This is a genomic window from Streptomyces sp. NPDC007983 (assembly GCF_042958345.1).
In the GTDB taxonomy this organism is placed as follows: Bacteria; Actinomycetota; Actinomycetes; order Streptomycetales; family Streptomycetaceae; genus Streptomyces.
In genome coordinates, this window is the sequence record NZ_JBIBJI010000027.1 from 14,069 (window position 1) to 40,599 (window position 26,531).

21 protein-coding genes and 3 pseudogenes are annotated in these 26,531 nt (G+C 70.2%); 17 read left to right on the top strand and 7 right to left on the bottom strand.

The annotated features are described in order from the left end of the window. The first annotated feature begins 4 nt into the window (after nucleotides 1–4). From ACFZCY_RS40955 to ACFZCY_RS41020, 14 genes are all read left to right on the top strand, one after another. Nucleotides 5–1,006: an acyl-CoA dehydrogenase family protein gene (locus ACFZCY_RS40955; protein WP_391185692.1), complete on the top strand. Its 1,002-nt coding sequence runs from the start codon at nucleotides 5–7 to the stop codon at nucleotides 1,004–1,006. 85 nt (nucleotides 1,007–1,091) lie between these two features. Next, nucleotides 1,092–1,889: an enoyl-CoA hydratase-related protein gene (locus ACFZCY_RS40960; protein ID WP_391185694.1), complete on the top strand. Its 798-nt coding sequence runs from the start codon at nucleotides 1,092–1,094 to the stop codon at nucleotides 1,887–1,889. Nucleotides 1,890–1,921: 32 nt separating this feature from the next. After that, nucleotides 1,922–3,208, top strand: a complete 1,287-nt coding sequence (locus ACFZCY_RS40965; RefSeq protein WP_391185697.1) for an acyl-CoA dehydrogenase family protein — start codon at nucleotides 1,922–1,924, stop codon at nucleotides 3,206–3,208. Beyond that, nucleotides 3,201–4,169 carry a phosphotransferase gene (locus ACFZCY_RS40970; RefSeq protein ID WP_391185700.1) on the top strand — a complete coding sequence of 323 codons (969 nt, stop codon included), beginning with the start codon at nucleotides 3,201–3,203 and terminating at the stop codon, nucleotides 4,167–4,169. Before ACFZCY_RS40965 ends, ACFZCY_RS40970 begins: the two co-directional genes overlap by 8 nt. After that, nucleotides 4,166–4,900 carry an alpha/beta fold hydrolase gene (locus tag ACFZCY_RS40975; RefSeq protein WP_391185702.1) on the top strand — a complete coding sequence of 245 codons (735 nt, stop codon included), beginning with the start codon at nucleotides 4,166–4,168 and terminating at the stop codon, nucleotides 4,898–4,900. The genes ACFZCY_RS40970 and ACFZCY_RS40975 overlap by 4 nt, the downstream gene beginning before the upstream one ends. Then, complete coding sequence (locus ACFZCY_RS40980) at nucleotides 4,855–5,676, top strand: glucose 1-dehydrogenase (RefSeq protein WP_391185706.1); 822 nt, start codon at nucleotides 4,855–4,857, stop codon at nucleotides 5,674–5,676. Before ACFZCY_RS40975 ends, ACFZCY_RS40980 begins: the two co-directional genes overlap by 46 nt. Further along, complete coding sequence (locus ACFZCY_RS40985; RefSeq protein WP_391185709.1) at nucleotides 5,666–7,285, top strand: AMP-binding protein; 1,620 nt, start codon at nucleotides 5,666–5,668, stop codon at nucleotides 7,283–7,285. The genes ACFZCY_RS40980 and ACFZCY_RS40985 overlap by 11 nt, the downstream gene beginning before the upstream one ends. Then, nucleotides 7,282–8,181, top strand: coding sequence for an SDR family NAD(P)-dependent oxidoreductase (locus ACFZCY_RS40990; RefSeq protein ID WP_391185712.1), 900 nt, complete (start codon nucleotides 7,282–7,284; stop codon nucleotides 8,179–8,181). Before ACFZCY_RS40985 ends, ACFZCY_RS40990 begins: the two co-directional genes overlap by 4 nt. Continuing rightward, nucleotides 8,178–8,642: a MaoC/PaaZ C-terminal domain-containing protein gene (locus ACFZCY_RS40995; RefSeq protein ID WP_391185715.1), complete on the top strand. Its 465-nt coding sequence runs from the start codon at nucleotides 8,178–8,180 to the stop codon at nucleotides 8,640–8,642. The genes ACFZCY_RS40990 and ACFZCY_RS40995 overlap by 4 nt, the downstream gene beginning before the upstream one ends. Before the next feature lie 41 nt (nucleotides 8,643–8,683). Next, nucleotides 8,684–9,895 carry an acetyl-CoA C-acetyltransferase gene (locus ACFZCY_RS41000; RefSeq protein ID WP_391185718.1) on the top strand — a complete coding sequence of 404 codons (1,212 nt, stop codon included), beginning with the start codon at nucleotides 8,684–8,686 and terminating at the stop codon, nucleotides 9,893–9,895. Nucleotides 9,896–9,926: 31 nt separating this feature from the next. Then, nucleotides 9,927–10,793 (top strand): enoyl-CoA hydratase, encoded by an 867-nt coding sequence (locus ACFZCY_RS41005; protein ID WP_391185721.1) that lies wholly within the window; start codon nucleotides 9,927–9,929, stop codon nucleotides 10,791–10,793. A gap of 69 nt (nucleotides 10,794–10,862) precedes the next feature. Next, on the top strand, nucleotides 10,863–11,789 hold the full coding sequence (locus ACFZCY_RS41010; protein ID WP_391185724.1) for a zinc-binding dehydrogenase: 927 nt from the start codon (nucleotides 10,863–10,865) through the stop codon (nucleotides 11,787–11,789). Beyond that, the gene (locus tag ACFZCY_RS41015; RefSeq protein ID WP_391185727.1) at nucleotides 11,786–14,656 is read left to right on the top strand and encodes an FAD-linked oxidase C-terminal domain-containing protein; all 2,871 of its coding nucleotides are present in this window, start codon (nucleotides 11,786–11,788) and stop codon (nucleotides 14,654–14,656) included. Before ACFZCY_RS41010 ends, ACFZCY_RS41015 begins: the two co-directional genes overlap by 4 nt. Nucleotides 14,657–14,668: 12 nt before the next feature. Beyond that, on the top strand, nucleotides 14,669–15,427 hold the full coding sequence (locus ACFZCY_RS41020) for an enoyl-CoA hydratase-related protein (RefSeq protein ID WP_391185730.1): 759 nt from the start codon (nucleotides 14,669–14,671) through the stop codon (nucleotides 15,425–15,427). 84 nt (nucleotides 15,428–15,511) lie between these two features. On the opposite strand, the gene ACFZCY_RS41025 is transcribed toward ACFZCY_RS41020, so the two are convergent. Further along, nucleotides 15,512–15,877 (bottom strand): hypothetical protein, encoded by a 366-nt coding sequence (locus tag ACFZCY_RS41025; protein WP_391185732.1) that lies wholly within the window; start codon nucleotides 15,875–15,877, stop codon nucleotides 15,512–15,514. A 158-nt stretch (nucleotides 15,878–16,035) separates the two neighbouring features. Between ACFZCY_RS41025 and ACFZCY_RS41030 the strand changes: the two are divergent. Continuing rightward, nucleotides 16,036–16,485 (top strand): annotated as a pseudogene (locus ACFZCY_RS41030) (IS5 family transposase); the annotation flags it as partial. 481 nt (nucleotides 16,486–16,966) lie between these two features. Here ACFZCY_RS41030 and ACFZCY_RS41035 read toward each other — a convergent pair. From ACFZCY_RS41035 to ACFZCY_RS41045, 3 genes are all read right to left on the bottom strand, one after another. Further along, nucleotides 16,967–17,599 (bottom strand): hypothetical protein, encoded by a 633-nt coding sequence (locus ACFZCY_RS41035; RefSeq protein WP_391185734.1) that lies wholly within the window; start codon nucleotides 17,597–17,599, stop codon nucleotides 16,967–16,969. Between the two features lie 136 nt (nucleotides 17,600–17,735). After that, on the bottom strand, nucleotides 17,736–18,338 hold the full coding sequence (locus ACFZCY_RS41040; protein ID WP_391185737.1) for a hypothetical protein: 603 nt from the start codon (nucleotides 18,336–18,338) through the stop codon (nucleotides 17,736–17,738). A 458-nt stretch (nucleotides 18,339–18,796) separates the two neighbouring features. Further along, complete coding sequence (locus ACFZCY_RS41045) at nucleotides 18,797–19,423, bottom strand: WHG domain-containing protein (RefSeq protein ID WP_391185838.1); 627 nt, start codon at nucleotides 19,421–19,423, stop codon at nucleotides 18,797–18,799. Nucleotides 19,424–19,500: 77 nt separating this feature from the next. Here ACFZCY_RS41045 and ACFZCY_RS41050 point away from each other — a divergent pair, with 77 nt between their 5' ends. Next, the gene (locus ACFZCY_RS41050) at nucleotides 19,501–20,520 is read left to right on the top strand and encodes an NAD-dependent epimerase/dehydratase family protein (protein ID WP_391185739.1); all 1,020 of its coding nucleotides are present in this window, start codon (nucleotides 19,501–19,503) and stop codon (nucleotides 20,518–20,520) included. A 229-nt stretch (nucleotides 20,521–20,749) separates the two neighbouring features. Here the strand turns inward: ACFZCY_RS41050 and ACFZCY_RS41055 are convergent. Beyond that, nucleotides 20,750–21,301, bottom strand: a pseudogene (locus ACFZCY_RS41055) (transposase family protein); the annotation flags it as partial. A gap of 46 nt (nucleotides 21,302–21,347) precedes the next feature. Between ACFZCY_RS41055 and ACFZCY_RS41060 the strand changes: the two are divergent. Then, the gene (locus ACFZCY_RS41060; RefSeq protein WP_391185742.1) at nucleotides 21,348–21,473 is read left to right on the top strand and encodes a hypothetical protein; all 126 of its coding nucleotides are present in this window, start codon (nucleotides 21,348–21,350) and stop codon (nucleotides 21,471–21,473) included. A gap of 244 nt (nucleotides 21,474–21,717) precedes the next feature. On the opposite strand, the pseudogene ACFZCY_RS41065 reads toward ACFZCY_RS41060, so the two are convergent. Further along, nucleotides 21,718–23,181: pseudogene (locus tag ACFZCY_RS41065) on the bottom strand (NF041680 family putative transposase). A gap of 228 nt (nucleotides 23,182–23,409) precedes the next feature. Then, on the bottom strand, nucleotides 23,410–26,526 hold the full coding sequence (locus tag ACFZCY_RS41070) for an alpha-N-acetylglucosaminidase TIM-barrel domain-containing protein (RefSeq protein ID WP_391185745.1): 3,117 nt from the start codon (nucleotides 26,524–26,526) through the stop codon (nucleotides 23,410–23,412). Nucleotides 26,527–26,531 lie beyond the last annotated feature (5 nt).

The window sequence follows — 26,531 nt, forward strand, 5'->3', positions numbered from 1 at the left end:
CACCGTGATCGATGCGTTCAGCGACGAGCAGACCGAGTTCGCCCGGCTGGCGGCGAAGGCCTTCGCGTCCTCGTCGGGCGGCGCGGCGGCGCCGGGGGACGCGGAGGTGGCCGCGGCGCGCGCCACGTTCGCGGAGATCGGGCTGCCGCTGCTGGCGGTTCCGGAGGAGTTCGGCGGCGCGGGCATGACCGAGACCGATGTGGTGCTGATCATCGAGGAGGCCGGCTACGCCGATGTGCCGGTCCCCATCGCCGAGACGGTCGGTGTGGTGGCGCCGATGGTGGCCCGCTACGGAACGGCCGAGCAGCGGACACGCTGGCTGCCCGCGCTCGCGGCCGGGGACAGCCTCGGTACGACGATGTGCCCGAGCGGTGGGTTGGGCACCCGCCGGGGCGCCGACCTGGTGCTCGTGGAGCACGAAGGCCGGGTGTGCGTGGCCGAGGCCGGTGGGTCGGCCGCCGGTGGCGTCGCGCGGGCCGGGGGAGAGGTGTCCGCGATGGGGGCGGGGTCGGCCCTCGGGGAGCCCGGGGCGTCGGTGCCGGAGTTGCGTACCAGAGGCGCGTGGGTCACGGCGGCACTGCTGGGCGGCGTCGCCCGGCGTCTGCTGGAGCTGAGCGCGGAGCAGGCCCGTACACGAGAACAGTTCGGGGCTCCGATCGGGAGCTTCCAGGCGGTCAAGCACATGCTGGCGGACATGGCGGCCGCGGTCGAGTCGGCACGGCCGACCGCGTGGAGCGCCGCCCGTGCGCTCGCCGCCGGCGACCCCGGGAGCGGCTTGGCGGCCGCTGTGGCGAAGGCCGTGGCGAGCCGGGCCGGGGCGCTGGCCAATGACCACGCGCTGCAGATTCACGGGGGCATGGGGTTCACCAGGGAGCACCCGCTGCACCGGTGGCTGCTGTACGGCCATGAGCTCCAGAGCAGGTGGGGGAGTGCGGCCATGCACCAGGCGGCCCTCGGCAGGTTCGCCGCCGGGGACGCCTCCCTCGTCGAGACCTTCATCCCCTGACGGTTCCCTCTTGTGGGAAGCCCCGTCGGCCCGTATTTTGATATTAGATTTTTTATCAAAGATCCGAGAAGAGGAGAGTCCTGTGGTGACCTTCGAAACCCTCGAGTACGAGAAGTCGGACGACGGCAAGGTGGCGACCATCTGGCTGAACCGCCCCGAGTCGCTGAACGCGATCAACAACACCCTCGCGCGGGAGCGGGAGGAAGCGCTGAAGCTGGCGGACGCCGACGAGGAGGTCCGCGCGATCCTGATCCGCGGCCGTGGCCGGGCCTTCTGCGCGGGACGGGACCTCAAGGAACTGTCGGGCGAGGCGCTCGGCAACCAGGCGGAGAGCTGGCGCATCGTCCGCTCGTCGGGGCTGCTCGCGCTCAGCAACGACTGGCACATCTCCAAGCCGACGATTGCCATCGTGCACGGGTTCGCGGTCGCCGGCGGTTTCGAGATGATGATGTGGTGCGACCTGGCCATCGTCACCGACGACGCGCAGATCGGCGACTACCACCTCAACCGCGGCCTGCTCGGCGGAGCCGGCCCGTACTGGGCGGTCCCCCGGTCCATCGGCCTCCGGAAGACCAAGGAACTGTTCTGGAGCGGCAAGCTCCTCACCGGCAAGCAGGCCGAGGAATGGGGGCTGGTCAACCTGTCCGTTCCGGCGGACCAGCTCGAGGAAGCCATCGACGAGTTCGTCGCGCCGCTGATCAACAAGAGTCCCCTCGCGATGGAGTGGTGCAAGCTCGCGGTCGGCCGTGGACTGGAAGCGGACCGGGAGACGATCGCCCTGCTCGAGCACTTCATGGTGATGAGCAACCACCAGACGCAGGACGCGAAGGAAGGCGCCACGGCGTTCGTCCAGAAGCGCCAGCCGACATGGGAAGGGCGCTGACCCCCATCCGGCACGCGGGAGGAGTGCACGACATGTCCGCTGTGTTCGCGGTGGATCCGGAGTTCGAACGTGAGCTGAGCTGGGTCCGGCAGTTCATGAAGACCCATGTGTGGCCGCTGGAGGTCCTCGATGGGGAGGACAAGGAGTTCGAGGCCGTCCTCCGGGCGGTTCAGGCGGAGGTGAAATCGCGTGGTCTGTGGGCGGCGCACCTCCCCCCTGAGCTCGGTGGGCAAGGGCTCGGTCAGGTCAGGCTGGCACAGCTCAACGAGATCATCGGTACGTCGTTCTGGGGCCCGTACGCCTTCGGCTGTCAGGCCCCGGACTCCGGCAACGCCGAGATCCTCGCCCTCGTCGGCACGCCCGAGCAGAAGGAGACCTGGCTCCACCCGCTGCTCGACGGCCGGATGTGGTCGGCGTTCTCGATGACCGAGCCGGACAACGCCGGGTCGGACCCCACCCGGATGAACACCACGGCCACACGTGACGGAGACACGTGGGTGATCAACGGGCACAAGTGGTTCAGCTCCAACGCGATGGCCGCCGACTTCCTGATCGTGATGGCGGTCACCGACCCCGACGAACGACCGCACCGCCGGGCGTCGATGTTCATCGTTCCCAAGGACGCCCCGGGGCTCCACGTGGTCCGCAACGTCCCGACCATGATCGGCCCGGAGCGCCTGGGGTTCGGCCATCCCGAGGTGGCTTACGACAACTGCCGTATCGACGCGGCCAACATCCTCGGCGGCGTGGGCGAGGGTTTCAAGATCGCTCAGATGCGCCTCGGGCCCGGCCGGATCCATCACTGCATGCGATGGCTGGGACAGGCCCAGCGCGCTCTCGACATCATGTGTGAGCGCGTGCTGCAACGGGAGGTGCGTGGCCGTCCGCTCGCGGAATCCGACCTGGTGCGGTCGTGGATCGCCGACAGCACGGCGGAGATGGCAGCTGCCCGGCTGATGACCCTGAAGGCGGCCTGGGTCATCGACACCGAGGGAGCGGCGGCGGCGAAGACCGACATCGCCATGATCAAGTACTTCGGTGCCGAGGTGCTGAACCGCGTCATCGACCGGGCGATCCAGGCCAACGGAGCACTCGGGTTCTCCGGCGACCTTCCGCTGGAGCACATGTACCGCCGCGCCCGGGCGGCACGTTTCGTGGACGGTGCGGACGAGGTCCACAAAACCGCGGTCGCCCGGCAGGTCCTCAAGGGATACCGGGCTCCGGAGGGGCCGTGGCCGTCCGACCACGTGCCCACCCGCCGCGCGGCCGCGGTGGATTTCGCCGCCGGTGTACTGGCGCGGAGCGGCCATGATGACTGAACCGAGCACGAAGCCCCCGGGTCTTCCGGTGATCGCCGCGGCCCTCGAAGCCGCCTGGCCCGGAGCGCGGGACGTGTCGCTGCGGGCCATTCCGGAGAGCCATTCGGGCTTCACCTACTGGGTCGAGGCCGAACGGGAGGGCCGTCGTACGGAGGCCGTCCTGCGGTTGCCCCCGCCGGGGGCCCGGCCGGTGGGGCCCGCCGACGTGGTGCGGCAGGCCCGCATCATGGACGCGCTGGCCTCGACCTCCGTACCCGTGCCGGAGATCCTCGCCTTCTCCGCCGACCCGGTGGTCGACGGACGGCCGTTCGTGCTCATGGCCAAGGTCGAAGGAGACCGGCTGGACGCGGCCCTGGAGACCATGACTCCGCACGCTCTGATGCGGATCGCCTTCGAGACGATCGACCTGATCGGTGCCGTGCCACCCCCGGCCACCGGGATCGGCGACGAAGCGGTGACCGAGCCGGCGGCCGAGGTGCGACGCTGGGTGGCACTGCGCGAGCGCGCACCCGCCGAACTGGTGAGCCGCGCCCCGGCACTGGAGGCAAAGCTCCTGGGGAGCACACCCGCCACCGGCCGAGTGCGGCTCGTGCACGGTGACTACCACCCGGGCAACCTGGTGTTCCGCGAGGGCGGTGTGGCCGCGGTCCTCGACTGGGAGATCGCACACCTGGGGGTCACGGCGTCGGACAAGGCGGGGCTGTGCCTGCTCGCGATCCGTAAACGGTTCGGGGAGCGCTACAGCGGCGAGGCGGCCGCGATCCCCCTGGAAGACATGGTGGCCATGGCGGACGAGCCGCACTTCGAGTACGTCCTCGCCGCGACGTGTCACAAGTACGCGGCGATCCTCGGCTACAACCTGGGACTGCACCGACGCGGAAGGCGTATCGACCCCGTGTACGAGGGACTGACGAGAACCATTCCCGGACTCATCGACGTCGGGCTGGAGCTGATGGCGTGAGCATCGACGAGGCAACCGATCTCATCCACGACGGCCTGGCGCGAGGAGTCGGCCGGGGGGCCACCGTGTCCTGGGCGTTCTTCCCCGGCGCCGGTGGCGGCGCCACGCTGTGGCAGCCGATAGCGAAACGTTTCTCCGGAACGGTGACGGCCCTGCCGGACGTCGAGAGCGTCCCCGCGATGGCGGACTCCCTCGAGGCAGCGCTTCTGATGATGCCGGCCCCCCGCATCCTGGTCGGCAACTCCCTCGGCGCGCTGGTGGCACTGGAATGTGCTCAGCGCGTCCCCGTGGCCGGTCTGATGCTGCTCGCCGCCGGCTGGGAGTTTCCCGTGTCCGAGGAGCTGATCCACCGCGTGGACGCGAAGGGCGCGGCCATGTTCCCGGAGACAGCACGTCGCTGCGTCGGACCCGATGGGCCGCCCGAGCACCTCACGGCGGTGGTGGCCGACTTCGAGTCGCGCGAGGCGGGCACGATGGCCCGGCATCTGCGGGCGATCCGCGACCACCGGCCGCGGATCGATCCGGCCGTCGCCCAGCCGACGACGCTGGTGCTGCGCGGCGGTTTCGACCGGTCGGTCTCCCTGCGGGACCACATCGCGCTGACGGAGCGGACCGGGGGCGCGCTCGTACCCGTCGGACCGGCGGCGCACATGCCGTTCGTCGACCATGCCGAGGAGGTGGTCCGGTGGCTGGAACACCTGAGAGCGATCGTCGTGCGGGGCCGGGGATGAACGCCTCGGACGCGCCCTTCCGGCTGGCGGGCAAGGTGGTGCTGGTCACCGGCGCCAGCCGTGGCATCGGGCAGGCCATCGCGGTGGAGGCCGCCGAGGCGGGAGCCGAGGGGATCGTCCTGGCCGCGCGCCGCCCGGAAGCGCTCGAAGCGGCACGGGACGGCATCGCGGCCCTCGGACGCGCCGTCGAGTGCGTGGTGGCCGACATGACCGACGAGGCGGCCTCGGACGCCATGGTGGCGCGCGCCGTGGACCGGTTCGGCCGCGTCGACGTCCTCGTCAACAACGTGGGCGGGGCGCCGTTCAAGGTGCCGCTCTCCGACATCCGGGCCGACGGCTGGCGCAAGACCATCGAGCTGAACCTGACCAGTGTCTTCCTGGCGTCCCGGGCGGTCATGCGGACCTGGCGGTCCGCTCCCGGCGGCGTCGGCAGAAACATCGTCACCGTGGGATCGAGCGCGTCCTTCCACGGCCGGCCCGCGCTGTCGGCGTACGTGTCGGGCAAGCACGCGCTCGTGGGGCTCACCAAGACCCTGGCGCGTGAGCTGGCCCCGTCCGGCGCGCGCGCCAACCTGGTCGCCCCTCATCTCGTGGAAACCGATCTGACGGCGGCACAGCAGCAGCGGGAATTCCGCGACCGGTCGATCGCCCAGATCCCCCTGGGCCGCTGGGCGGAGGCCAAGGAGGTGGCCCGGGTGGTCAGATTCCTCGCCAGCGACGCGGCGTCCTACGTGACGGGTTCGTGTCTTCTCGTGGATGGTGGTCATGAGTCCTAGCGCACACCCGCTCCTGCCATCGGAACTCCAGGCGTCGTACCGCGCCTCGGGCCTGTGGCAGGACACCAGTCTGATGCGGATCCTCGCCGAGCGGGCCCGGCTGAGCCCGGACGCCCCCCTGTACGTGGGGGACGACCCCCGGACGTACGCCGAAGTCGCCACCGCGGCCCGCCGTTTCGCCACCTTTCTGCTCGACCGGGGCGTCGGCCCCGGGCACACGGTGGTGGCTCCCCTCGTCAGCGGCTGGGAGGCGACCGCGGTCGTGGCCGCCGCCTCGTGCATCGGCGCCACACTGGCCCCGTTGCCGAGCCGTGCCACCCGGTCCCAGCTCCTCGGACTGCTGGACGCGACCGGCGCGACCATCGTGGTCATCTCCGGACGGGTGCTGGCCAAGCGGGACTGGAAGGGCACGGCCGAGGACCTGGAGAGGGACGCGCCGGTTCGCACCCTGGTCCTCACGGACGCCGCGCACGCGCCGGCCTGGGCCACCGATCTGCCCGATGTGGCCTCCGCGTGCTCGGGCTTCGAGGCGGCCGACGTGAGACACACCGACACCGGCGCACCGTTCCTCCTGCTCTCCACCGGCGGTACCACGGGCCCGTCCAAGGTCGTGATGCACTCCGAGGACGCCGCCGTCTACGCGGCCACCCAGTACGCCGGGCGATGTGGGCTGTCGCCCTCGGACGTGGTCCTGTCGACCGGCCCCTTCGGGCATGCGAGCGGGACCATCTTCACCCTCTTCGCGCCGATCATCGCGGGTGCCTCCGTGCTGCCCGTCACCCGGTGGGAGGTGGGCGAGACCAGCCGCGCCGTCAGCCGGTACGGCGTGACCTGGTGCCTGATGTCCGGCACGCACATCTACGACATGCTGCAACTCGACGACGACCAGGTGCCGATGTGGTCCTCGGTGCGCGGCCTGAGCGCGGGGTCCGGTTCCGACGAGCGGTACGCGGCCGCCGAGCGGCGCTTCGGCTTCAGGATCCGGCGCATGTACGGCCTCACGGAATGCGTGGGCCACGCGGTGATGCCGGCCGACGTGGCCCAGGACGTCCGTATGGCGCGCGACGGCCTCCCCTTCGACGGTGTCGAGTGCTTCGTCGAAGGCGGCGGCGACGCGGGGGAGTACCTCGTGCGGGGACCCTCCCTGATGCTGGGCTACCTGCATCGCCCCGATCTCACAGCGGAGACGGTGACCCGCGACGGATACCTGCGCACCGGGGACATCGTGTCGATCGACGGCTCGGGGTTCGTGCGCTATGTGGGCCGGCTGAAGGACGTGATCCGGCGGGGCGGCATCAACATCGACCCCCTGGAACTCGAACGCCTCCTCGTCCAGCACCCCGACGTCACCGACATCACCGTCGTGGGCGTGCCCCACCCCCGGCTCGGGGAGCAGGCGGTCGCGGTCGTCGTACCGCGCCCCGGCACCGAACCGACCCTGGCCGACCTCACCGGGCTGCTGACGGAGCGCGACGTACCGCGCCAGTCCCACCCGGAGCGGATCGTGCTCGTGGCGGAGCTCCCGAAGACCGAGTTCGGCAAGCACAACAAGCCGATGGTCAAGCAGATGCTGGCAGACCTGGACACACACGGTGAGGTGAACGGATGACACGGGGAACGGGCGTGGGCCGGGTGGCGGTCGTCACCGGAGCGGCGACCGGAATAGGCCGGGAGCACGCCCTGGAGTTCGCCCGCCAGGGCGCCGCCGTGGTGGTGAACGACGTGGCCTCGCCGGAAGGAGTGGTCCAGGAGATCCGCGAACTGGGCGGTGAGGCGATCGGCCACCGGGGTGACGTCTCCGCGTGGGACGCGGCCCGGCAACTGGTCACGGCGGCGGTCGAGGAGTTCGGCGACCTGCACGCCGTGGTGAACAACGCGGGCATCCTGCGGGACAAGATGCTGGTCACGATGGATCCCGAGCAATGGGACGCGGTCATCAGAGTCCATCTGCGCGGAACGTTCTGCGTCGCCCGCCACGCCGCGGCGTACTGGCGGACGCGCAGCAAGGCCGGGACCCCGACATCGCATCCCCGGATCGTGAACACCTCTTCCCCCTCGGGCCTGTTCGGCAATGTGGGCCAGACGAACTACGCGGCCGCCAAGGCGGGCATCGCGGCGTTCACCGTCACCGCCGCGGACGAACTCGCCCGCCTGGGCGTCGGTGTGAACGCGGTCGCGCCGACCGCGCTGACCGGTATGACGGAGGACGTGGAGAGCTACACGGCCCAGGTGCGGGAGGAGAGCGCCCGGACCGGGTTCGACGTCGGATCGCCGGCCAACATCTCGCCCGTCGTCGTCTGGCTGGCGAGCCCGCACAGCGAGGGCATCACCGGCCGCGTGATCACCGTGAAGGGCGGCGAGATCAGCGTGGCCGAAACCTGGGTCAAGGGGCCCACCCTGGTCAAGCGGGCCCGCTGGGAGACCGAAGAGCTGGACGAAGCGCTGCCGGCGCTGGTGGCGAAGGCCCGTGCCAACAGCCGGATCGACGGGGCGCCGCGCTCATGACCGCCCCGACGCGCGTCTTCGACACCCTCGAGGAATTCCGTGCCGCGCGGGGGCAGACCCTCGGCGTCGGCGACTGGCTGGAGATCACCCAGGAGCGGATCGACGCCTTCGCGGACGTCACCGGGGACACGCAGTGGATCCACGTCGACCCGGTCAGGGCCGCGGACGGTCCCTACGGGGCGACGGTCGCGCACGGGTACCTCACGCTGTCGCTCATTCCGCTGCTGGGAGGCCGGATCTTCCGGGTCGACGGAGTGCGGATGGCGATCAACTACGGAACGAACAGGGTGCGGTTCCCCCACCCGGTCACGGCGGGTTCCCGCGTCCGGGCCGCCGCCGAGCTGGCGCGGGTCGAGGACACGGACGCCGGAGTACGGGCGGTGGTCCGGTACACCGTCGAGATCCAGGGCGAGTCCAAGCCCGCCTGCGTGGCCGAGACCGTACGGGTCCTCGTCCCCTGAACTCCCCCCTAACCCCGAGCCCTGAGCCCTGAGGAGTCACCATGCCCGAGGCAGTCGTCGTCGCGACCGCACGCTCCCCCATAGGCCGCGCCCGCAAAGGGGCGCTCCGGGACACGCGCCCGGACGACCTGGCCGCGCTGATGGTCAAGGAGGCGCTGGCCAAGGTCCCGGAGCTGGACCCGCACGATCTGGACGACCTGATGATCGGGTGTGCGCAGCCCGCCGGTGAGCAGGGCTACAACATCGCCCGGGTGGTCGGTGTGCTCGCCGGGATGGACCGGGTTCCGGGCACCACCGTGAACCGTTACTGCTCGTCCAGCCTGCAGACCGCCCGGATGGCCTTCCACGCGATCAGGGCGGGGGAGGGCGAGGCCTTCGTGGCCGCCGGCGTCGAGACCGTCAGCCGCTACGGCCAGGGCAAGGCGGACGGGCTGCCCGGCACCAAGAACGACGTCTTCGCCGAGGCGATGGCCCGTACCGAACAGGCCGACGCCCTTCCCTGGCGCGACCCGCGGGAGCAGGATGCCCTGCCGGACGTCTACCTCGCGATGGGACACACCGCCGAGAACGTGGCCGGGCTGCGGGGGGTGTCGAGGACGGAACAGGACGCGTTCGCCCTGCGCAGCCAGAACCGGGCCGAGGCGTCGATCGCCGACGGGTTCTGGAAACGCGACATCACCCCGGTCACGCTCCCGGACGGAACCGTCGTCTCCGAGGACGACGGCCCCCGGCCCGGCGTGACGATGGAGGGCCTGAGCGGACTGAAGCCGGTGTTCCGGCCCGATGGCACCGTCACGGCGGGCAACTGCTGCCCCCTCAACGACGGAGCGGCAGCCCTGGTGATCATGTCGGATCGCAAGGCCGCCGCACTCGGGGCAACTCCGTTGGCCCGCATCGTCTCCACCGGGGTGAGCGCCTTGTCCCCCGAGATCATGGGCCTCGGTCCGGTCGACGCCTGCCGCCAGGCCATGACGCGGGCCGGCATGTCCATCGGGGACATCGACCTGGTCGAGCTGAACGAGGCGTTCGCCGCGCAGGTCATCCCCTCCGCCCGGGACCTCGGAGTGGACCCCGACCGGCTGAACGTGCATGGCGGGGGCATCGCACTCGGCCACCCGTTCGGCATGACCGGCGCCCGCATGACCACCACGCTCATCAACGCCCTTCAGTGGAACGACAAGCAGACCGGGATGGTCAGCATGTGCGTCGGAGGCGGGCAGGGCATGGCCATGGTCCTGGAACGCCTCTCGTGACCGCCGCCCGGAACACGCCCCAGGAGCGACGATGAGCGACGACCCGGTCGTCACCTACGAACGCCGCGGAAACGTGGCGGTCGTCAGTCTCAACCGCCCGGAGTACCGCAACGCGCAGAACTCCGCCATGACCTACGCGCTCGACGCCGCGTACAAGCGCGCCGTCGACGACGAGCAGATCAAGGTCATCGTGCTCGGGGGAAACGGTCCGCACTTCTGCGCCGGGCACGACATCGGCACCCCCGGCCGCGACACGGACCGGACCTTCGACCGCAAGGCCGTGATGTGGTGGGACCACACGGACAAGCAGGGCGGCGACCAGCGCTTCGCCCGCGAGTCCGAGGTGTACCTCGGCATGTGCCGACGCTGGCGCGAGATTCCCAAACCGACGATCGCGATGGTGCACGGCGCCTGCATCGCGGGCGGGCTGATGCTGGCATGGGCGTGCGACTTCGTCATCGCCTCCGACGACGCCTTCTTCGCCGACCCCGTGGTCCGCATGGGAATCCCCGGTGTGGAGTACTTCGCACACCCATGGGTGATGAACCCGAGAGCCGCCAAGGAACTGCTGTTCACCGGCGACCGCATCAGCGCTCAACGCTCCTACGAGCTGGGCATGGTGAACCGTGTGGTGCCACGTGGGCGACTGCTCGACAGCACCCTGGAGATTGCCGAACGCATCGGCACGATGCCCCGGTTCGGCCTGGCGCTGGCCAAGAAGGCCGTCAACCAGGCGGAGGACCTGCAAGGCATGCGCGCGGGTATGGATTCCGTATTCGGTCTGCACCACTTCGCACACGCGCACAACGCCGAGGTGGCGGGCGACACGCTGGGCGGGATGGACACCCGCGGCATGAGCGACTCCGCCACCCGCTCCGCGACCGATGCCCGGAGCTGAAGAGAAAGCGAGCGTTCGACGATGTGGGCGTACGTGCTTACCGCGCCGAGGCGGTTCGAGAAGATCGATGTGCCCGCGCCGGAAGCCGGTGACCTGCGGGACGGACAGGTGCTGCTGCGTTCTCTCGCCGGCGGGATCTGCGGCAGTGACGCCCCGGACTTCCGGGGTCTGCGGGCACCGCTGGTCGCGCCGGGCCGGTGTCTCGGCGCTCCCGGCCTCCCGGGCTTCCCGATGCACGAAGTGGCCGGAGAGGTGGTGGCTTCGCGGGACGCGTCCCTGGCGCCCGGCACCCGGGTGGTCGGATGGGCGGACTCCGCCGACGCGATCGCGGAATACGTGGTCACCGCGGGAGCGGGACTGGCGGAGTGCGACGCGGCGCTGGAACCGACCGTGGCCGTCCTGCTGCAGCCCCTGGCCTGCGTGCTGTCCGCCGTCGACCGGCTGGGCCCCCTGGCCGGTGCCGACGTGGCCGTCCTCGGCCAGGGGCCGATCGGCGTCCTGTTCAGCCACGTCATCAAGGAGCGAGGGGCGCGACGGGTCACCGGGGTGGACGTCGTCGACCGCGGCGACGTCGCCGGGCTGTTCGGGGTGGACGACGCCGTTCACGGCGCGACCGGGCGCTGGGCCGTGCAACTGGCCGACGACCGGCGGCCGGGCGTGGTGGTGGAGGCGATCGGCCACCAGACCGCGACACTGGGCGACGCGATCGATGCCGTGGCCCCGTCCGGTCTGATCCACTACTTCGGGATCCCCGAGGAACACCCGTACGCGCTGGACATGTGGAAGTTCCTGCGCAAGCAACTGACGATGCAGGCCGGTACGACGCTGGAGCGGCGTCGCTACCTCCAAGCGGCCGGTCGGCACCTGGCCGAGCACCCGTTCCTCGCGGAACGCTATGTGACCCACACCTATGGGGTCGGCGACGTCCAGGCCGCCTACGAGTGCGCCGATGTGCCGGCGGAAGGCCGCCTGAAGGTCGCTGTGAGCCTGGCATGAGCGGACGGAAAACACCGGACGGCGGCTCGGCGGAGCGCCGCGAGCTGGCCCACGCGTTGCGCCGGGCCGGGCTGCCCGAGGTCGATGCCGGCACCCGCCGCAGGGCGGAGTACGCGACGGATGCCTCCAACTACCGTGTCCTTCCGGCGGTCGTCGCCTTTCCCCGGCACCCCGACGAGGTCGCCGCCGCGGTCGCGGTCGCGCGCTCCGCGGGGGTCCCGGTCACCAGCCGGGGCGCCGGGACCTCGACGGCCGGCAACGCGGTGGGCACCGGTGTCGTCCTGGACTTCTCCCGCCATCTCGGCCGGGTGCTCTCGGTGGACGCCGAGGCGCGGACGGCCACCGTCCAGCCGGGAGCGATCCTCGATCGCATCAGCGCCGCCGCGGCCCCGTACGGCTTGCGGTACGGGCCCGATCCCTCGACACATGCCCGGGCCACCATCGGCGGCTCGCTGGGCAACAACGCCTGCGGCGCCCGGGCGCTCCGGTACGGCCGCACCGCCGACAACGTCGTGTCCACCGAGGCCCTGACCGCGGACGGCGAGCGTCTGGACGCCCGCCGCCTCGGCCGGTCCGGCCTGCGCGCCGCGGGTCGCAAGGGCCGTGCGCTGGAGGACATCGTCAGCGAGCACCTGGCGGTGATCCGTACGGAGTTCGGGCGCTTCGGCCGGCAGGTGTCGGGCTATTCGCTGGAGCACCTGCTGCCGGAGAACGGCGCGGATCTGGCGAAGTTCCTCGTCGGCAGCGAGGGCACGCTCGGTGTGGTTCTCGGCGCGGTGGTGAGACTGGTCGAGCCTCCCCGCGCCGTGGCGCTGGCGGTGCTGGGCTATCCCGACATGCCCGCGGCCGCCGATGCCGTACCGGCCCTGCTGCCGCACCGCCCCGTGGCGATCGAGGGGATGGACGCCCGCCTGGTGGCGGTCGTGCGTTCCCGGCGCGGCAGCGGCGCGGTGCCCGATCTACCCCGAGGAGAGGGCTGGCTGTTCGTGGAAACGCCGGGCGACACCGAAGCCGAGGCCCGGGCGAACGCGGCGAAGCTCATCACGGATGCCGACTGCCTCGATTCCGCGATCGTCACCGGCCGGTCCGCGCGTGCGCTGTGGGCGATCCGTGAGGACGGCGTAGGGTTCGGTGGCCGCAGCCCGGCCGGCGAGCCGGCGTGGCCCGGCTGGGAGGACGCCGCGGTGCCCCCAGCCCGTCTCGGCGGCTATCTGCGCGAGTTCGGCCGGCTGATGCGGGAACATGACCTCGACGGCCTGATGTACGGCCACCTGGGCGAGGGGTGTGTGCACACCAGGATCGACTTCCCCCTCGCCACGGCCCCGGATCGCTACCGCGCGTTCGTGGTCGACGCCGCTCGGCTGGTCGGCCGGTACGGCGGCTCCCTGTCCGGCGAGCACGGCGACGGGCGGGCGCGCGGCGAGCTGCTGCCGCACATGTACTCCGCCGCGGCCATCGAGGCGTTCCGTCAGGTCAAGCGCGTATTCGACCCGGACAATCTGCTCAACCCCGGTGTCATCACCGACCCGGCGCCACTCGACGCGGACCTGCGGGTGCCCGCCGCCCGGACGCTGGACGGTGGTCTCGGCTTCGCCTACCCGCACGACAGAGGTGATCTGGCGAACGCGGTGCACCGCTGCGTCGGGGTCGGCAAGTGCCGGGCGGACACCACGGACGCCGGTGGTGTCATGTGCCCGTCCTATCTGGCCACGCGGGATGAGAAGGACTCCACCCGGGGCCGCGCCCGGGTGCTCCAGGAGGTCGCGAACGGCTCGCTGATCACAGGTTTTCGCTCGGACGAAGTGGCGCAGGCACTCGACCTGTGCCTGTCCTGCAAGGGCTGCTCGTCCGACTGCCCGGCAGGCGTGGACATGGCCACCTACAAGGCCGAGGCGCTCTACCAGCGCTACCGCCACCGCATCAGACCGGCCGCGCACTATTCCCTCGGTTGGCTGCCCCGATGGGCTCGCCTGGCCTCGCGCCTGCCCAACGTGGCCAACGCCGTGCTGGGCCGGTCGTGGCCGGCGGCGCTCGCCAAGCGGCTGGGAGGCATCGACGCCCGCCGCGAGTTGCCCTCGTTCGCCACCCCCACCTTCCGGCAGTGGTTCGCCACGCGACCCACCACCACCGGCAAACCGGTGCTCTTGTGGGTCGACACGTTCACCGATTACTTCAGCCCGGAGGTCGGGCGGGCGGCCGTGACGGTGCTCGAGGACGCCGGGTACGCAGTGCGGCTCGCCGACGGGCCTGTCTGCTGCGGACTCACCTGGATCTCCACCGGCCAGCTCGATGGTGCCCGCGCCCAGCTGCGGCGCAGCCTGGACGCTCTCGAACCCGCGCTGGAGGAAGGGATCCCCGTCGTCGGCCTGGAGCCGTCCTGCACCGCGGTCCTGCGCAAGGACGCGGCCGAACTGCTGCCCGGCGACGCCCGCGCGACAGCGGTACGAGGCGCCACCTACACGCTGGCCGAGCTGCTGACGGCCACCACCACATGGACACCACCGAGACTCGACGGTGTGCGCGGCATCGCGCAGCCGCATTGCCACCAGCACGCCGTCATGGGCTGGACCGCCGACGCCGAACTGCTCGCGGGCGCCGGCGCCACCGTGCGTACCGTCGGCGGCTGCTGCGGGCTGGCCGGGAACTTCGGCGTCGAGCGGGGCCACTACGAGATTTCCGTTGCGGTGGCGGAGACGGCGTTGCTGCCGGCTGTGCGGAAAGCGGAGGCGGGCGCGGTCGTCCTTGCCGACGGCTTCTCCTGCCGGACTCAACTCGATCAGCTCGCCGGTGTCCGCGGCACTCATATCGCGCAGCTGCTGGCTCACCGTGTCCGGCCCCCCGACGACAACCCCTTCGAGCGTGAGTGAGAGTGCGTTGACATGACAGACGAACTCGTCCGTTACACCTGCGGGGCAGGCGTGGCCCAGATCGTCCTGGCCAGACCGGCTCAGGCGAATGCCGTGGACCTGCCCACGGCGCATGCCTTCGCCGCGGCGGTGGACCGGGCGGCCGATCCCGAGGTGCGCGCGGTGCTCGTCCGCGGCGAGGGCCGGCGGTTCTGCGCGGGAGGCGATGTGACCGCGATGGCCGCCGCGCCGGACCGGGCGGCCTACCTGGAGGAACTGGCCGGCACCCTCGATCTCGCCCTGCAACGGCTCGCGGCACTGGACAAGCCGGTGGTCGCCGCGGTCCAGGGAGCCGTGGCGGGTGCCGGTCTGGCGCTGATGCTGAGCTGCGACGTGATCGTCTCGGCGGCGTCGACGAAGTTCCTCATGGCCTACGCCGAGGCCGGACTGACACCCGACTGCGGCGTCTCGTACCTTCTGCCCCGTGCGATCGGGCAACAGCGCGCGCTCGGACTCGCCCTCACGGGCCGGACACTGACCGCCGAGGAAGCCTCGGCCTGGGGGCTGATCAACGAGGTGGTCGACGACGCGGAACTCGGTGATCGAATACATCGGCTCGGCGAACGGCTCGCCGCGGGACCGGCGTTCGCCCTCGGGCGGACCAAACTCCTGATGCGCACGGGCTGGAGCACATCGCGCGAGCAGCGAGGCCGGGAAGAGGCCCATGTGATCGCCGCGGCGGTCAAGACACCGGAAGCCGCCACGATCATCGAGTCCTTCAGCCGCCCTTGAGGCCCCGGCGGCCGGACGTCCGCACGGTCGAGGACACCCTCCGCCCCGTCCAGCACAGGTCGGTTCGGTTTTCTTTCAGCTGGGCTACTGGCTTGGGGCGGTTGCGCGTTGGAGGCGAGCGGTGGCCAGTTCGATGAGGGTGTGGGTGGCTCGGCTGAGGGTGGTGTTGTGGCGGTGGACGATGGCGAAGTGGTCGTAGAGCTTGGGCCGTAGCGGGGCGGCGAACAACTCTTGGGGCAGTTGCCCGGCAAGGCTGCGGACGACGCCACGGGCGGCGATGGTGTCCGCGTGCCCGCGGGCGGCGATGTCGAGCGCGGTTTCGACGTTCTCCACTTCGATGCGCGGCCGTTCTGCTCGGACCCGGCCGAGCTCTAGGCATACGAGGTCGCGATCATCCGGGAGAAACTCACCGGGATCCGCCGGTTCATCACCGGTGTCGTCGCCCCGCACGCCGTCCTCCAGCCCAAGGGCCGGTGGATCAAGCACCTGAATACCCAGCTCAGTTCGGTCGAGTCCACGCTCGATGTGATCTCCGATTACATCGACGCCTGACTGGCGGGACCGGCCGCAGCGCGGCCGGTCCCGCCCCGTCTTCCAGGAGGGACGCATTGGCACGGCGCCGCTGCTATCCCTCGGACACCTTCGACGACGAGTGGGCCCTGATCGAACCGCTGCTTCCGCGGCCGGCCTGTGAAGGCCCGCGCGGCGGTCGCCCGGAGAAACATCCCCGCCGCGAGATCTTCGATGCGATCCGCTACGTCGTTGACACCGGCTGCAAGTGGCGGGCCCTGCCCAAGGACTTCCCGCCCTGGCGGACCTGTTACGGATTCATGGCCCGCTGGGCTGCCTGCGGCGTCGTCGGGCAGATCCGTGACCAGTCCCGCAAGTGCATCCGCCGCAAGATGGGCCGGGCCCCCGGCGCGGTCGCCACCGTCATCGACTCCCAGTCGGTGAAGGCCGCGGAGACCGTCGGGAAGGACTCGCGCGGTTACGACGCCGCGAAGAAGGTAAACGGCCGCAAACGGCACTTGGTCGTGGATACCAAGGGCCTGCCGCTGCCCGCAGGCAGTCCCGCCGCACCAGCCAGCCCGCATCCCGTGAGAAGGAAAGGGACTGACGGTCGCCCGGACCACCGTCGCCCAACTCAGGCCGGGTTCCGGTACTTCCACTCTCCCACGGCACGGTTCAGCGGGCCAGGATCCGCAGCACCGCGTCCCTGACCTCCGGCTTGCACACCACGTCGGCGGGCCAGAAGACGACGCACATACAGCCCCGATTCATGTGACACGCCTGCGGCGGATAGTGCGGCACACCCCGCTCAGGATCGGGTTTCTCATGAGACCCGAGGCCGTGACCGCACATGCCACACGTCCGCCGCAGCTTCGCCCGCACCCGCTCGATCTCCACACCCACATCGTCCCAACGAACCGTTCGCCGGCACGTCACGAACGCCGATATGGCATGGCCACACCACAAACAGGCACTCACCGGGAAAACAACGGAGTGTTCCTGCTGGAACCAGAACAAGGCCGCCCCACCCTATAGGCGATGCGTATGACCTCCATTGATCTGGTCGATCTGATCAAGAAGGACTGCATTCAGCTGTGCCCGCGCAGCCCTGACTTGCTCCAGAGCCTCCAGGACCTCACTGCGCACGGGACTCTCCCGCTGCAAAGGACGTCGCAGGACATCGGCACGGACTTCCCGGGTCGCCTCTCGCAAGCGGCCCAGGAGCTGGGAGAGTGCGATGAACCCTGATCCGCCCCCATCGTTTAGTCGCGCCCCGCCTGGGGCTGGGACCAGCGGAATTCCGTGTGGTGGTGTGTCCTGTGATTCGAGCCAGAGACCGTTGTGAGCCAGCGCATGTCCGGCTTCGGTGGCCTCTCGACTGAGTTGGACCATGATCTCATCGAATCGGTCGACCTCCACAGAATGGTGTGCCTGCAAATCTTGGACCACCCGCTCCAGTGCATCGATCCACGCCCGACCCGTGGTCCGCATCTTCAGCAGCCGAGCGGTCTCTATCTCACTTTGGCGAGCCTTCTCCTCCTTCGCCTTCTGCTCGGCTTGCCGCCGATGCAGACGCAGGGGGCCATAGACAGCCGCGAGGCCGGCAACGGCGGCTCCCCCCAGAGCCCCGAGCAGTCCGTACAGCGCGCCGGTGTCAGTCATACGCCCCCGCTTCTAAAAGCTGCCAATAGCCATACCCGTACGACCTGCTCCCAGACGCTTGGCCAGATGCAGGCTGCACCACCGCTTCCGGCCGGAGGGTGCAGTCCAAGCCTCTTGGTGCGAGGCACTCAGGGCGTCACGACAACGGGGGAGGACAGACGGCATCGACATGCACGGCCACAACACTCTCCCCTCCATCCCGCACGGTTCGCCGCTGATGTTCAGACGGAGGCACTTGATGCAGCAGGCCGTCCCGCGATCTCTGCCAGCAGTTCCCCTCGGCGTCCCTGAAAGCCAACGAGACGCCGGTCACCCGCGCCATGACGGCCGCCTCATGTTCACGTGCGCCCAGGAAGGAACTGACCTTCACGGGCTGAAGCGTCGGAGGAACCGCAGCACGGATCTGCCAGAGCAGGGGGCCGTCCTGAAAATCCACCCAGAGGTATAGCCGAAGGTCGTAGACGGGGAGCCTGGAACTGTTGATGAGATAGACGTCGGGATACGCGGCGTCCGGGGGAAGGGCCATGCTTGACAAAAGGTCCGTGTCCGGTTGGAAACCAGTCCACCCGGCGACGCCGGACGCTTGGGCAGAACGGCGATCTTGCTCCTGTTCCAGATCCCGTTGCTGCTCTACACGCAGCAAGTGAAAGGCAGCCCGCCCTGCGTAGATTGCCGCCCCCAGCGCAGCCCACGTCCCGGCCGAACCCACCCAAGTAGCGAGATCGCCGCTTATCGCCATGCCCCTCTTTTCCCTGCTCGGCGTCCTTGAGGTTCATCGCCTTGATACTGCCCGCACTCAGAGTGATCAGACCGCCCCAGCCCGGCCTGACGCCGGGTATCCGCAGGGGCGGCGTCGAACTGCAGGGTTCGAAAACAGGCACTATGCTTGTCGTTTAACGTCTCAGGCTGAACAGAGCCTCAGCCTTTCCGGTGATCATGCCGGTCAGGGTTCGCTGAGCCCTTTCCAACCTGGCTGCGCAGGGCGCCAGCCGGGCACATGCGATCAGATTCTGGTCATCGAACACGGGTGACACCGCCGAGGCGGCATGGGAGAGCCGCATCCCACGGGTGTTCTCTCACTCTGTGGATATGGAACCGCGGGAAGTCCCATCACCCCAGCTCACAGGGTATCCGCGCCTTCATGTCCAAGGCATGGACCGGCAGTTGTCCGGTGGATCAAGGCTTAGCCGCGACGGTCTACGGGTCACGGTCGGTCGGGGACACATCGAGGAGCCGCAGCATCGCGGGGAGCAAGTCGCTCGTCAACGGATCTGAGGTGTCTTCGTCGATCGCGCCCTCCAGCGCGAGGCTTGTATAGCCGTGCACGAGTGACCACACTGCGTAGCTCCGCACCAGCGCGGGGTCCGCACTGGCCGGCAGCTGCGCATCCTGGCCGCGCAGACCACGGTCCAGGGCGCGGAGCGCCCGGTGCTTCTGCTCGACCAGGTCTGGATCGTTGAAGTCGAACTGGGTCATGCGCCACATGAGGTCGAACAGCGCGCGGTTGTCCCGGGCGAACGCAACATATTCGGCCGAGAGCGCCGCGACCCGCTCCCGCACATCGCGCCCGACGACCTCCACCGCCTCCAGCCGGTCGCAGAGCTGACGGTAGGCGCGCGTGGCGAGCGCGCCGAGCAGCCCGCGCGCGTCGCCGAAGTGGTGCTTGGGAGCGGACTGCGACACTCCCGCCCGCCGCGCGGCCTCGCGCATGCTGAACCCGGCGACACCGCTCTCCGACAGCACTTGCAGTGCGCTGTCGAGCAGCGCCGCGCGCAGATTGCCGTGGTGGTAACGATCGCCGGGCCTCGGCTCTTCGGTCATCATCAAGTCCACATCTTGACAGTGAGTAGACCAACCGTAAACTGCTCACTGTCAAGATCGGGCGATCAATCGAGGTAGACATGACAGACACGGTCCTTGTCACGGGCGTCTCGGGGTTCATCGGCAGTCACATAGCGGCAGAGCTTCTGCGGCGCGGGTACGCGGTCCGCGGGTCGGTAAGGTCACCGGCCCGCGCCGCCGAGGTGCGCGCTGCGATGGCAGGGGCAGGCGCAGACGACACGTTGTTGGAGGTCCTGCAGCTCGATCTGCTGTCGGACGAGGGATGGGCGGCCGCGACCGCAGGCTGCCGTTTCGTACTGCACGTCGCTTCCCCCTTCGTCACGACGAAGCCGAAGGACCCGGAGGACTTGATCCGCCCCGCCGTACAGGGCACGACGCGGGCAATCGACGCAGCGCTCGACGCAGGCGTGGAGCGCGTGGTCGTCACCTCGTCGCTCGCGGCGGTGCAGTACGCCCCGGCACGCAGAGATCACCTCTTCGCGGCATCCGACTGGACCCCACACGACCGCCGCGGCCTCGGTGCCTACGTGGTTTCGAAGGTCCGGGCCGAGCGCGCGGCGTGGGACATCGCCGACCGACGCGGCGTGCGCGACCGGCTCGCCGTCATCAACCCGGGCGCGGTCATCGGGCCCCTCCTCTCCGACGACCCGGGCACCTCGGTCTCGGCGATCCAGCAGATCATGGCCGGCACGCTGCCGATGGTCCCAGACCTGCGGCTCCCATGGGTACACGTGCGAGACGTCGCCGACGCGCACATCGAGGCGATGACCTCCGAAACGGCGGGCGCGCATCGCACGATCGTCGCGACCGACCCGTCCTCGCTCATCGACGTCGCCGCGGTGCTCCGCGAGAGGCTTCCCGAGGCGAGCGGGAAGATCCCCAGGCGGGTGATGACGACATGGCTCACCTGGGTCGCGAGCGTGTTCGAGCCCCAATTGCGCGACAACCGGTGGCTCATCGGCTCGGCGCAGCGCTTCGACCACGACCCCGCCGAGGCGCTCCTGGCCCGCCCGCTCCACTCGATCCCCGACACGATCGAGGAAACCGGCCGCAGCCTCGCCGAGCGCGGACTCGTCTGAGGCCGCCCTGGAAACCACGACATGTGCAGAGCGCCCAGGCCAGGTGACGACCTCGCACCACCCCCAGGACGCCTTCGGGAACTGGAAGTTCCCCTCTCGAGCAGAGAAAGTGCAGGGCGGCAGTCAGCCGGGCCCACACGGCCCGATAGCCGCACTCCTCGATTCGCTGGATGCGGTAAACGCCGGCCTGGCCTTGAGGCCGGTCACCACCTGGACGTGACTTCCGACCTCAGCCTGACGTCGCCAGGTGCAGCGTGATGACGGACTTGACCAGGTTGGTGATGCGGGTTGTACTGCAGCGGAGCTTGCGCAGCAGCCGCCAGGTCTTGAGGGTGGCCATCGCTTGCTCGCCCAAAGCGCGGATCTTGGCATGGGAAACGTTGACCGCCTGCTGGCCCTCGGAGAGCTTGTCCCAGCGGCCCCGGTAGGGGACGCGAACCGTGCCGCCGGCCCCCTGGTACCCCTTGTCGGCCCAGCAGCGCACCCCGGCGTCCGCCAAGGCGCCGATGATGCCGTGGGCGCGGGCCGCCTTGATGTCGTGGACTGCGCCGGGCAGGGCGGGCGAGGCCCACAGCAGTCGGCCGAAAGGGCCGGCGATGACCTGCACGTTCATCCCGTGTTTCTTGTGTTTACCCGAGTAGAAGGGGCGGTCGGCGGCGATCCGGTCGATCGGGAGCAGTGTGCCGTCCAGGATCACGAACGCCTTGCGGGCGGCAGTCCGGAGCGCTGTGGTGAGGTCGGGGGCGAGGGCCGCCAGGACCTCGACTGCCTCGCCGATGTACGTTCTCGGCCATCTGCCGCATGACGTGGGAGAGGTCGCGGGATGCATGGGTGACTCGCTCGGCGACTTCCGCGAGGGAAGCCGGTCCTTCGATGGTCACGACTTCGGCAGCGCGGTGGACCTCGCGAGCCAGGGCGATGAAGTGGCGTATCTTCTCGTCGACATCGGGTAGGTCGGGGTCGTCCAAACGCAGCGCGTCGAGGATGGCGTCCATGGCGATGTCACGGTCATGGAGCGCGCTGAGGTAGCTGGCGTATGCGTCGCGGCGGTGCTGACGGCGCCACTGATCATGCTGTGCACGTGCCTGTGCCCGGCCGCTGACGATCGCGGCGCCAAGAGTGGTGACAGCGCCGACAGCGGCGCCCAGCAGCGCGGCGAGTCCTGGGTCCATGGGCCCAGTCTGCCGTTGTTGTCATTCATCCAAAGCGCCGGGGCTTTGTCCCCTTCTTGTGGTGCGCGGGACGGCGGTATGCCTCGCCGGTGGCCAGGACGCGCCCCACGTCGTGGCGTGTTGCCGGGCGGCGGTTCTTCGAACCAGTTGGTCGTCCGGGCCCGGGCCGGGTCGGTTTCGGTGCACCGGCCGGGGAGCCGGTCTTTGTGCGGAGGTTTCTGAACCCCCTCCGGACGCGGGCGGGTGTCAGTTTGTTCGGCTGCGCAGGCTTCTCCCAAGGCCGCCGGAGGTCGGCGGCCAGCGGGCGGGCGAGTCGGAGCTGGGCATAGGCGGCGATCACCAGCCAGGTCCACCGGTCGGCCGCTTCCGAGCTGCGAAGCCGGGGCTTGGTCCACCCGAGCGTCTGTTTGAATAGGCGAAACGTGTGCTCCAAGTCGAAACGTCGGAGGAACGACTGCCAGCAGCGGTCCACGTCGTCCGGGGTGGCACTGGTGCCGGACCACCACAGCCAGACCGGCTTGTTGACCCCGCCGCTGGGCAACGTCTCCACGGCCAGGCGGACGACGGTGCCCTCGATGATGGGCAGCGGTCCGTTGTGATCAAGCCATGCGGCCCGGCGGGTCAGCCGCGGGTGCAGCCGGTCCCACGCCTGCGCGGTCGCTTTCCCGTAGAGCCGGGTGTCCGTGGTCGTCACGGCCTGCTCGACGCCCCAGGTGCCGGGGTCGCCGAAGACGAACTCGCCGCCGTGCTTGGGCGGCCGACCGCCCTTGGGATCGTAGATCCGAGGCGGTGTCGGCCGTCGCATCACGCGGTCGGACCGGAGCCGGCCGAGGATCTCGACAGGCAGCCCAGCCAGCAGGTGGGCGATGCGGGGTGCGTCGTATCCGGCGTCCATCACGACCAGGACCTCCAGGTCGCCTTCCTGCCACTGGCCGGCGGCCACCAGCCGCTCGACGACCTCACGAATCTGCACCGTGGTCACCGCGGCGATATCGGCGCCGGGTTCCAGGCGGACCGCGTCCAGCACCGCCGTCCAGGAGGTGCGGCCCGTCTCCAGCGCGGCCACCACCGAATACGGCCACCCCGGCACCATCTGATGCTAGCCCTCGCCACGGCCGAACGTGTGGCGGAAGGCCCGGTCAGGGCAGGTGCTGGCGTCCGGCCGCAGCCACGGCGAGACATCCACTGCCAGCACCAGCCGACCGTCCGCCGCTCTCGGCAGCGGCAGTCCGACCAGGGCTCGACGCAGTCGGGCGACATTGATCCGCCCCTGGTTGAGCCCGCCGTACAGAGCTCCGTGACCGCGGCGGTGTTCGGGGGCGAGCGCGAGATCAACCAGCGTCCGCACCGGCCCGTCCGTGCACAACAACGCGTCGCATAACTCGAACAACGCGTCGCCCCGCGCGGTCATGCACGCGTACAACTCCGACCGGAAGTGTGACACTTCCGCGAACGCATCCCGCAGGACGCCCTGATGCACCAAACTCACGACCACGGCCTTCGCGCTGTTCCTATGCCTCTGTGACGGAGTACAGGATCAGACGGAGGCCGCCTTCACACCCGCTGAACTGCGAAAATGCCGATCAAGTTCGAGCCACGTTCGACGCCGGACCATAAATGACAAGCTATGCGTATCCACTTCGCGTGGAAGCTGCCCGGTCCTTCGTCGCAGCCCCCTGGCGCAGGGCCTCGTGACAGCAGTCGGCATCGGGCTGCCTCAGGTGACGGAGAAGTTCTGGAAACCGGCGATCCCGCGGGTGCCGGTCCAGCCGTTGGCGGCCGTCATGAACACCCCGATGTCCTGGGTGTCGGTGGCGCCGCCCGGGGTGGCCGTGCCGACCGTGGTCCATGAGACGCCGTCACCGCTGCACTCGCCGGTATAGGCGTCGCCGGAGCGCGTGAGCCGCAGATGCACCGGGGCGGTGAGGGAACCCGCCAGTTCGACGGAGTCGAATGTTCCGTTGCCGTCGGAGTCCCAGGACAGCGCGCACCCGTTGGACGGAGTCACCGCCAGGTTGACGTACCCGGCCGAGCCGTCGCCGTCCGCGGAGAGGTCGTTGCGGACGATCAGCCCGGCGCGGGCCCAGCCGCCGGTGCTGTCCTGCGAGGTGACCCGGACCGTGGCGGTCGAGGCGGAACGGAAGGCGGCGACCCGGTGGATCGTGGCGAACTCATTGGTGCCACCCCATAGATCGGCGCCCCCGCCCTCGATGGCGAGCGCGTCCCCGGACTGTCCGAAGAGCGCGTCGTTGAAGGAGGTGGTCCGGTAAGGCTCTTGGACACCGTTACCCGCCATCAGACGCACCGCCGCCGCGGCCGAGCCCCGCGAGCCGCCGGTCCGGTAGGACGCGCCCACCGGCACCCGGGAGACCAGCGCACCGGCGGCCGCGGTGAGGGTGACCCGGAAGCTCGCCGAGAAGGTCTCGCCCGGGGCGACGGACGCCGCGGTGGTCGTGCCGACCGGCTCCGCGGTCATCCCCTCCGGCGCGTCGACGGTCAGGTTCACATCCGTCGCCGGGCCGAATCCGTTGCGGTTGGTGAACGACACGGTGACCATGGCCGGACGGCCCTCGGCCACCGCTCCCCGGTCGGCGGACGCGGTCAGCGTCACCTGGTGGGGGTCCGCGGCCAGGGTCTGCCTCACCTGCCGGGCCAGCTTGTGGACGTCGCCCGACGTCCGTACCGGGTAGCTGTCGTGCCGGTGAGCCCAGCGGTCCTCCAGCGCGAACCAGTCGATCCCGGCCGGCTGCCCGCCGGCCGCGAGAGCCGCGGACAACGCGTCGAAGTACGTCTTCCAGCGAAGGTGGTAGAGGCCGCCGACCAGGCCGGACCATTCCCGGTTGGCGTAGTCGTGCAGCCCCTCGTCACTGCTGGCCCGGCCGCCCCAGGTGGTGATGAGCGACCGTGCGTCGTACTCCAGCTGGTCCTTCTCGGCCTTGGTGGCGCCCCAGGAACGGGCCTCGGCCAGCCACCGTCCGAGCAGGCGCTGACCGCTGGTGGCCAGCACCTTGTCCATCAGCTTCATCCAGCTGAGCCACGTCTCGGCGAGCCGGTCGAAGCGGCCGCGGTCCCCGGCCTCGTACGCCGCCTTGATCTGGGGCAGCAGCACCCGGCTGCGATTGGACAGCACCTGACGGGTCACGTCGGCCAGGTCGTACGCGTAGGCCGAACTGTCGCGCAGCCGGGGCGCGACCCGGAGCAGTTCGGTGAGGGCCGTGTCGAAGGCCGTGGTGTCGTAGCGGTCGGCCTCCGGGCCCCACGCGGCGGCCTTGTCGGCGGCCAGGCTCGGCCGGGCGCCGAACAGCCCGTCGGGCGCCTCGCTCCAGGAGTCGGCGCGGGTCATGTTGTATGCGGTGGCACGGATCGCCTTCCAGGCGGCGACGGCGTGCGGGTCCTCGCCGCTGTACCGGGATACGGCATACGAGGCGAACCACTCGTCGAGGTCGATGGTGCCGGGCGTCCAGGCCAGCTCGGTGAACAGGGCCATCGCGGCGGGGTTGTTGTCGGCGCCCTCGGGCATCATCGCGATCCCGGCGAGCGCGCTGTCCGCCTTGTCCCGCCACTTCGGGTACTGGTCCACCCAGTCGGGGGCGTTGGCACCGATCGGGGTGTGACCGCCGAAGTTCCAGATGGAGCCGAAGGCGTACGGGGTGCCGTACCAGTCGCTTTCCCGGTCGGTGACGGTGGTGTAGCGGTCGGACAGACCGTCGAGGACGAGCATCGTGCTCTTGTCGACCGCGCCGAGGATCTCCCGGCTCGGATTGGTCTGCCAGCCCAGGATCGCCCAGACCGCCCCGGGGTGGGCCTTCCGGAGCGCCGCCTCGACGGCCTTGGCGGCCTCGCCGACCGGCACGTCACCGGCGTTGCCGCCTTCGTGCAGCAGGTCCATCTTGTACATCGCGCTGTCGCCGAACCGCCTGCGCTGGTGCCGGTAGAAGGCGGCCGCGACCTCGGCGAAGAGGTCCGTGCGGGGATCGAGCCAGTCGGGGCGTTCGAAGGCGCCCCAGGTGCCCTGGGCGACCAGCGACGCGCTGGGGTTCTTCGCCAGGAAGTCGTCCGGCACGGTGCCGTAGTAGCCGGGCAGCACGGGCGTCATGCCGAGTTCCCGCACCCGGTTGATGATCTTCGCAGCGAGGGCCGCCCGCTGGTCGATGAGCCGCTTGGACACCGGACCGCCGAACCCCGACATGTTCTGCAGCAGCCACCAGGGCTGGTGGGACGGGGCGGGGATCCAGGCTCGCAGCTCGGCGTCGGAGTAGCCGAAGTCGCGGAAGGTGTCGTAGTAGACGGCGTCGGCACCGATGTACACGAGCACCTCGTTGATGCCGTGCAGCGCGAGCACGTCGATCTCGCGCTGCCACGCCGTCCAGCCCCGGTAGGCGCCGGTGTAGCCCTCGTTGGTGTCGTTGTACGCGAACCGGTGCGCGACGTTCGCCGCTCCCGTGATCTCCGTGCCGGGCGCGGGCAGCAGCCGGGGCAGGTTCAGTTGCTCGCCGTTCCAGGAGATGCCGGCCTTCGCGGCCTCGGTGAGGTACCGGTTGAACCCGGTGAGCAGTACGGCCGGGCTGGTGCCCTCCACCGTGATGCTCCCGGCCCGGCCGGTGACCCGGAAGTGGTCGCCGCCGGCCGCCACAGCGCGCAGCGTGACCTGCTGGTGGTGGGCGGGCACCAGCCGCCGGAGCGCGGCGGCGGCCGGTGCCGTGTCGAACGGGCGGGGGCCCCGGTCGGTGCCGGCCGCCCGGGCGGCCTGGGGCCCCGCCGGCAGCAGCGCGCCGCCAACGGCGGCCGCCCCGGTCAGCACCCGTCTGCGGCTGACGCCTTCGTCGCTGTTCATGAACG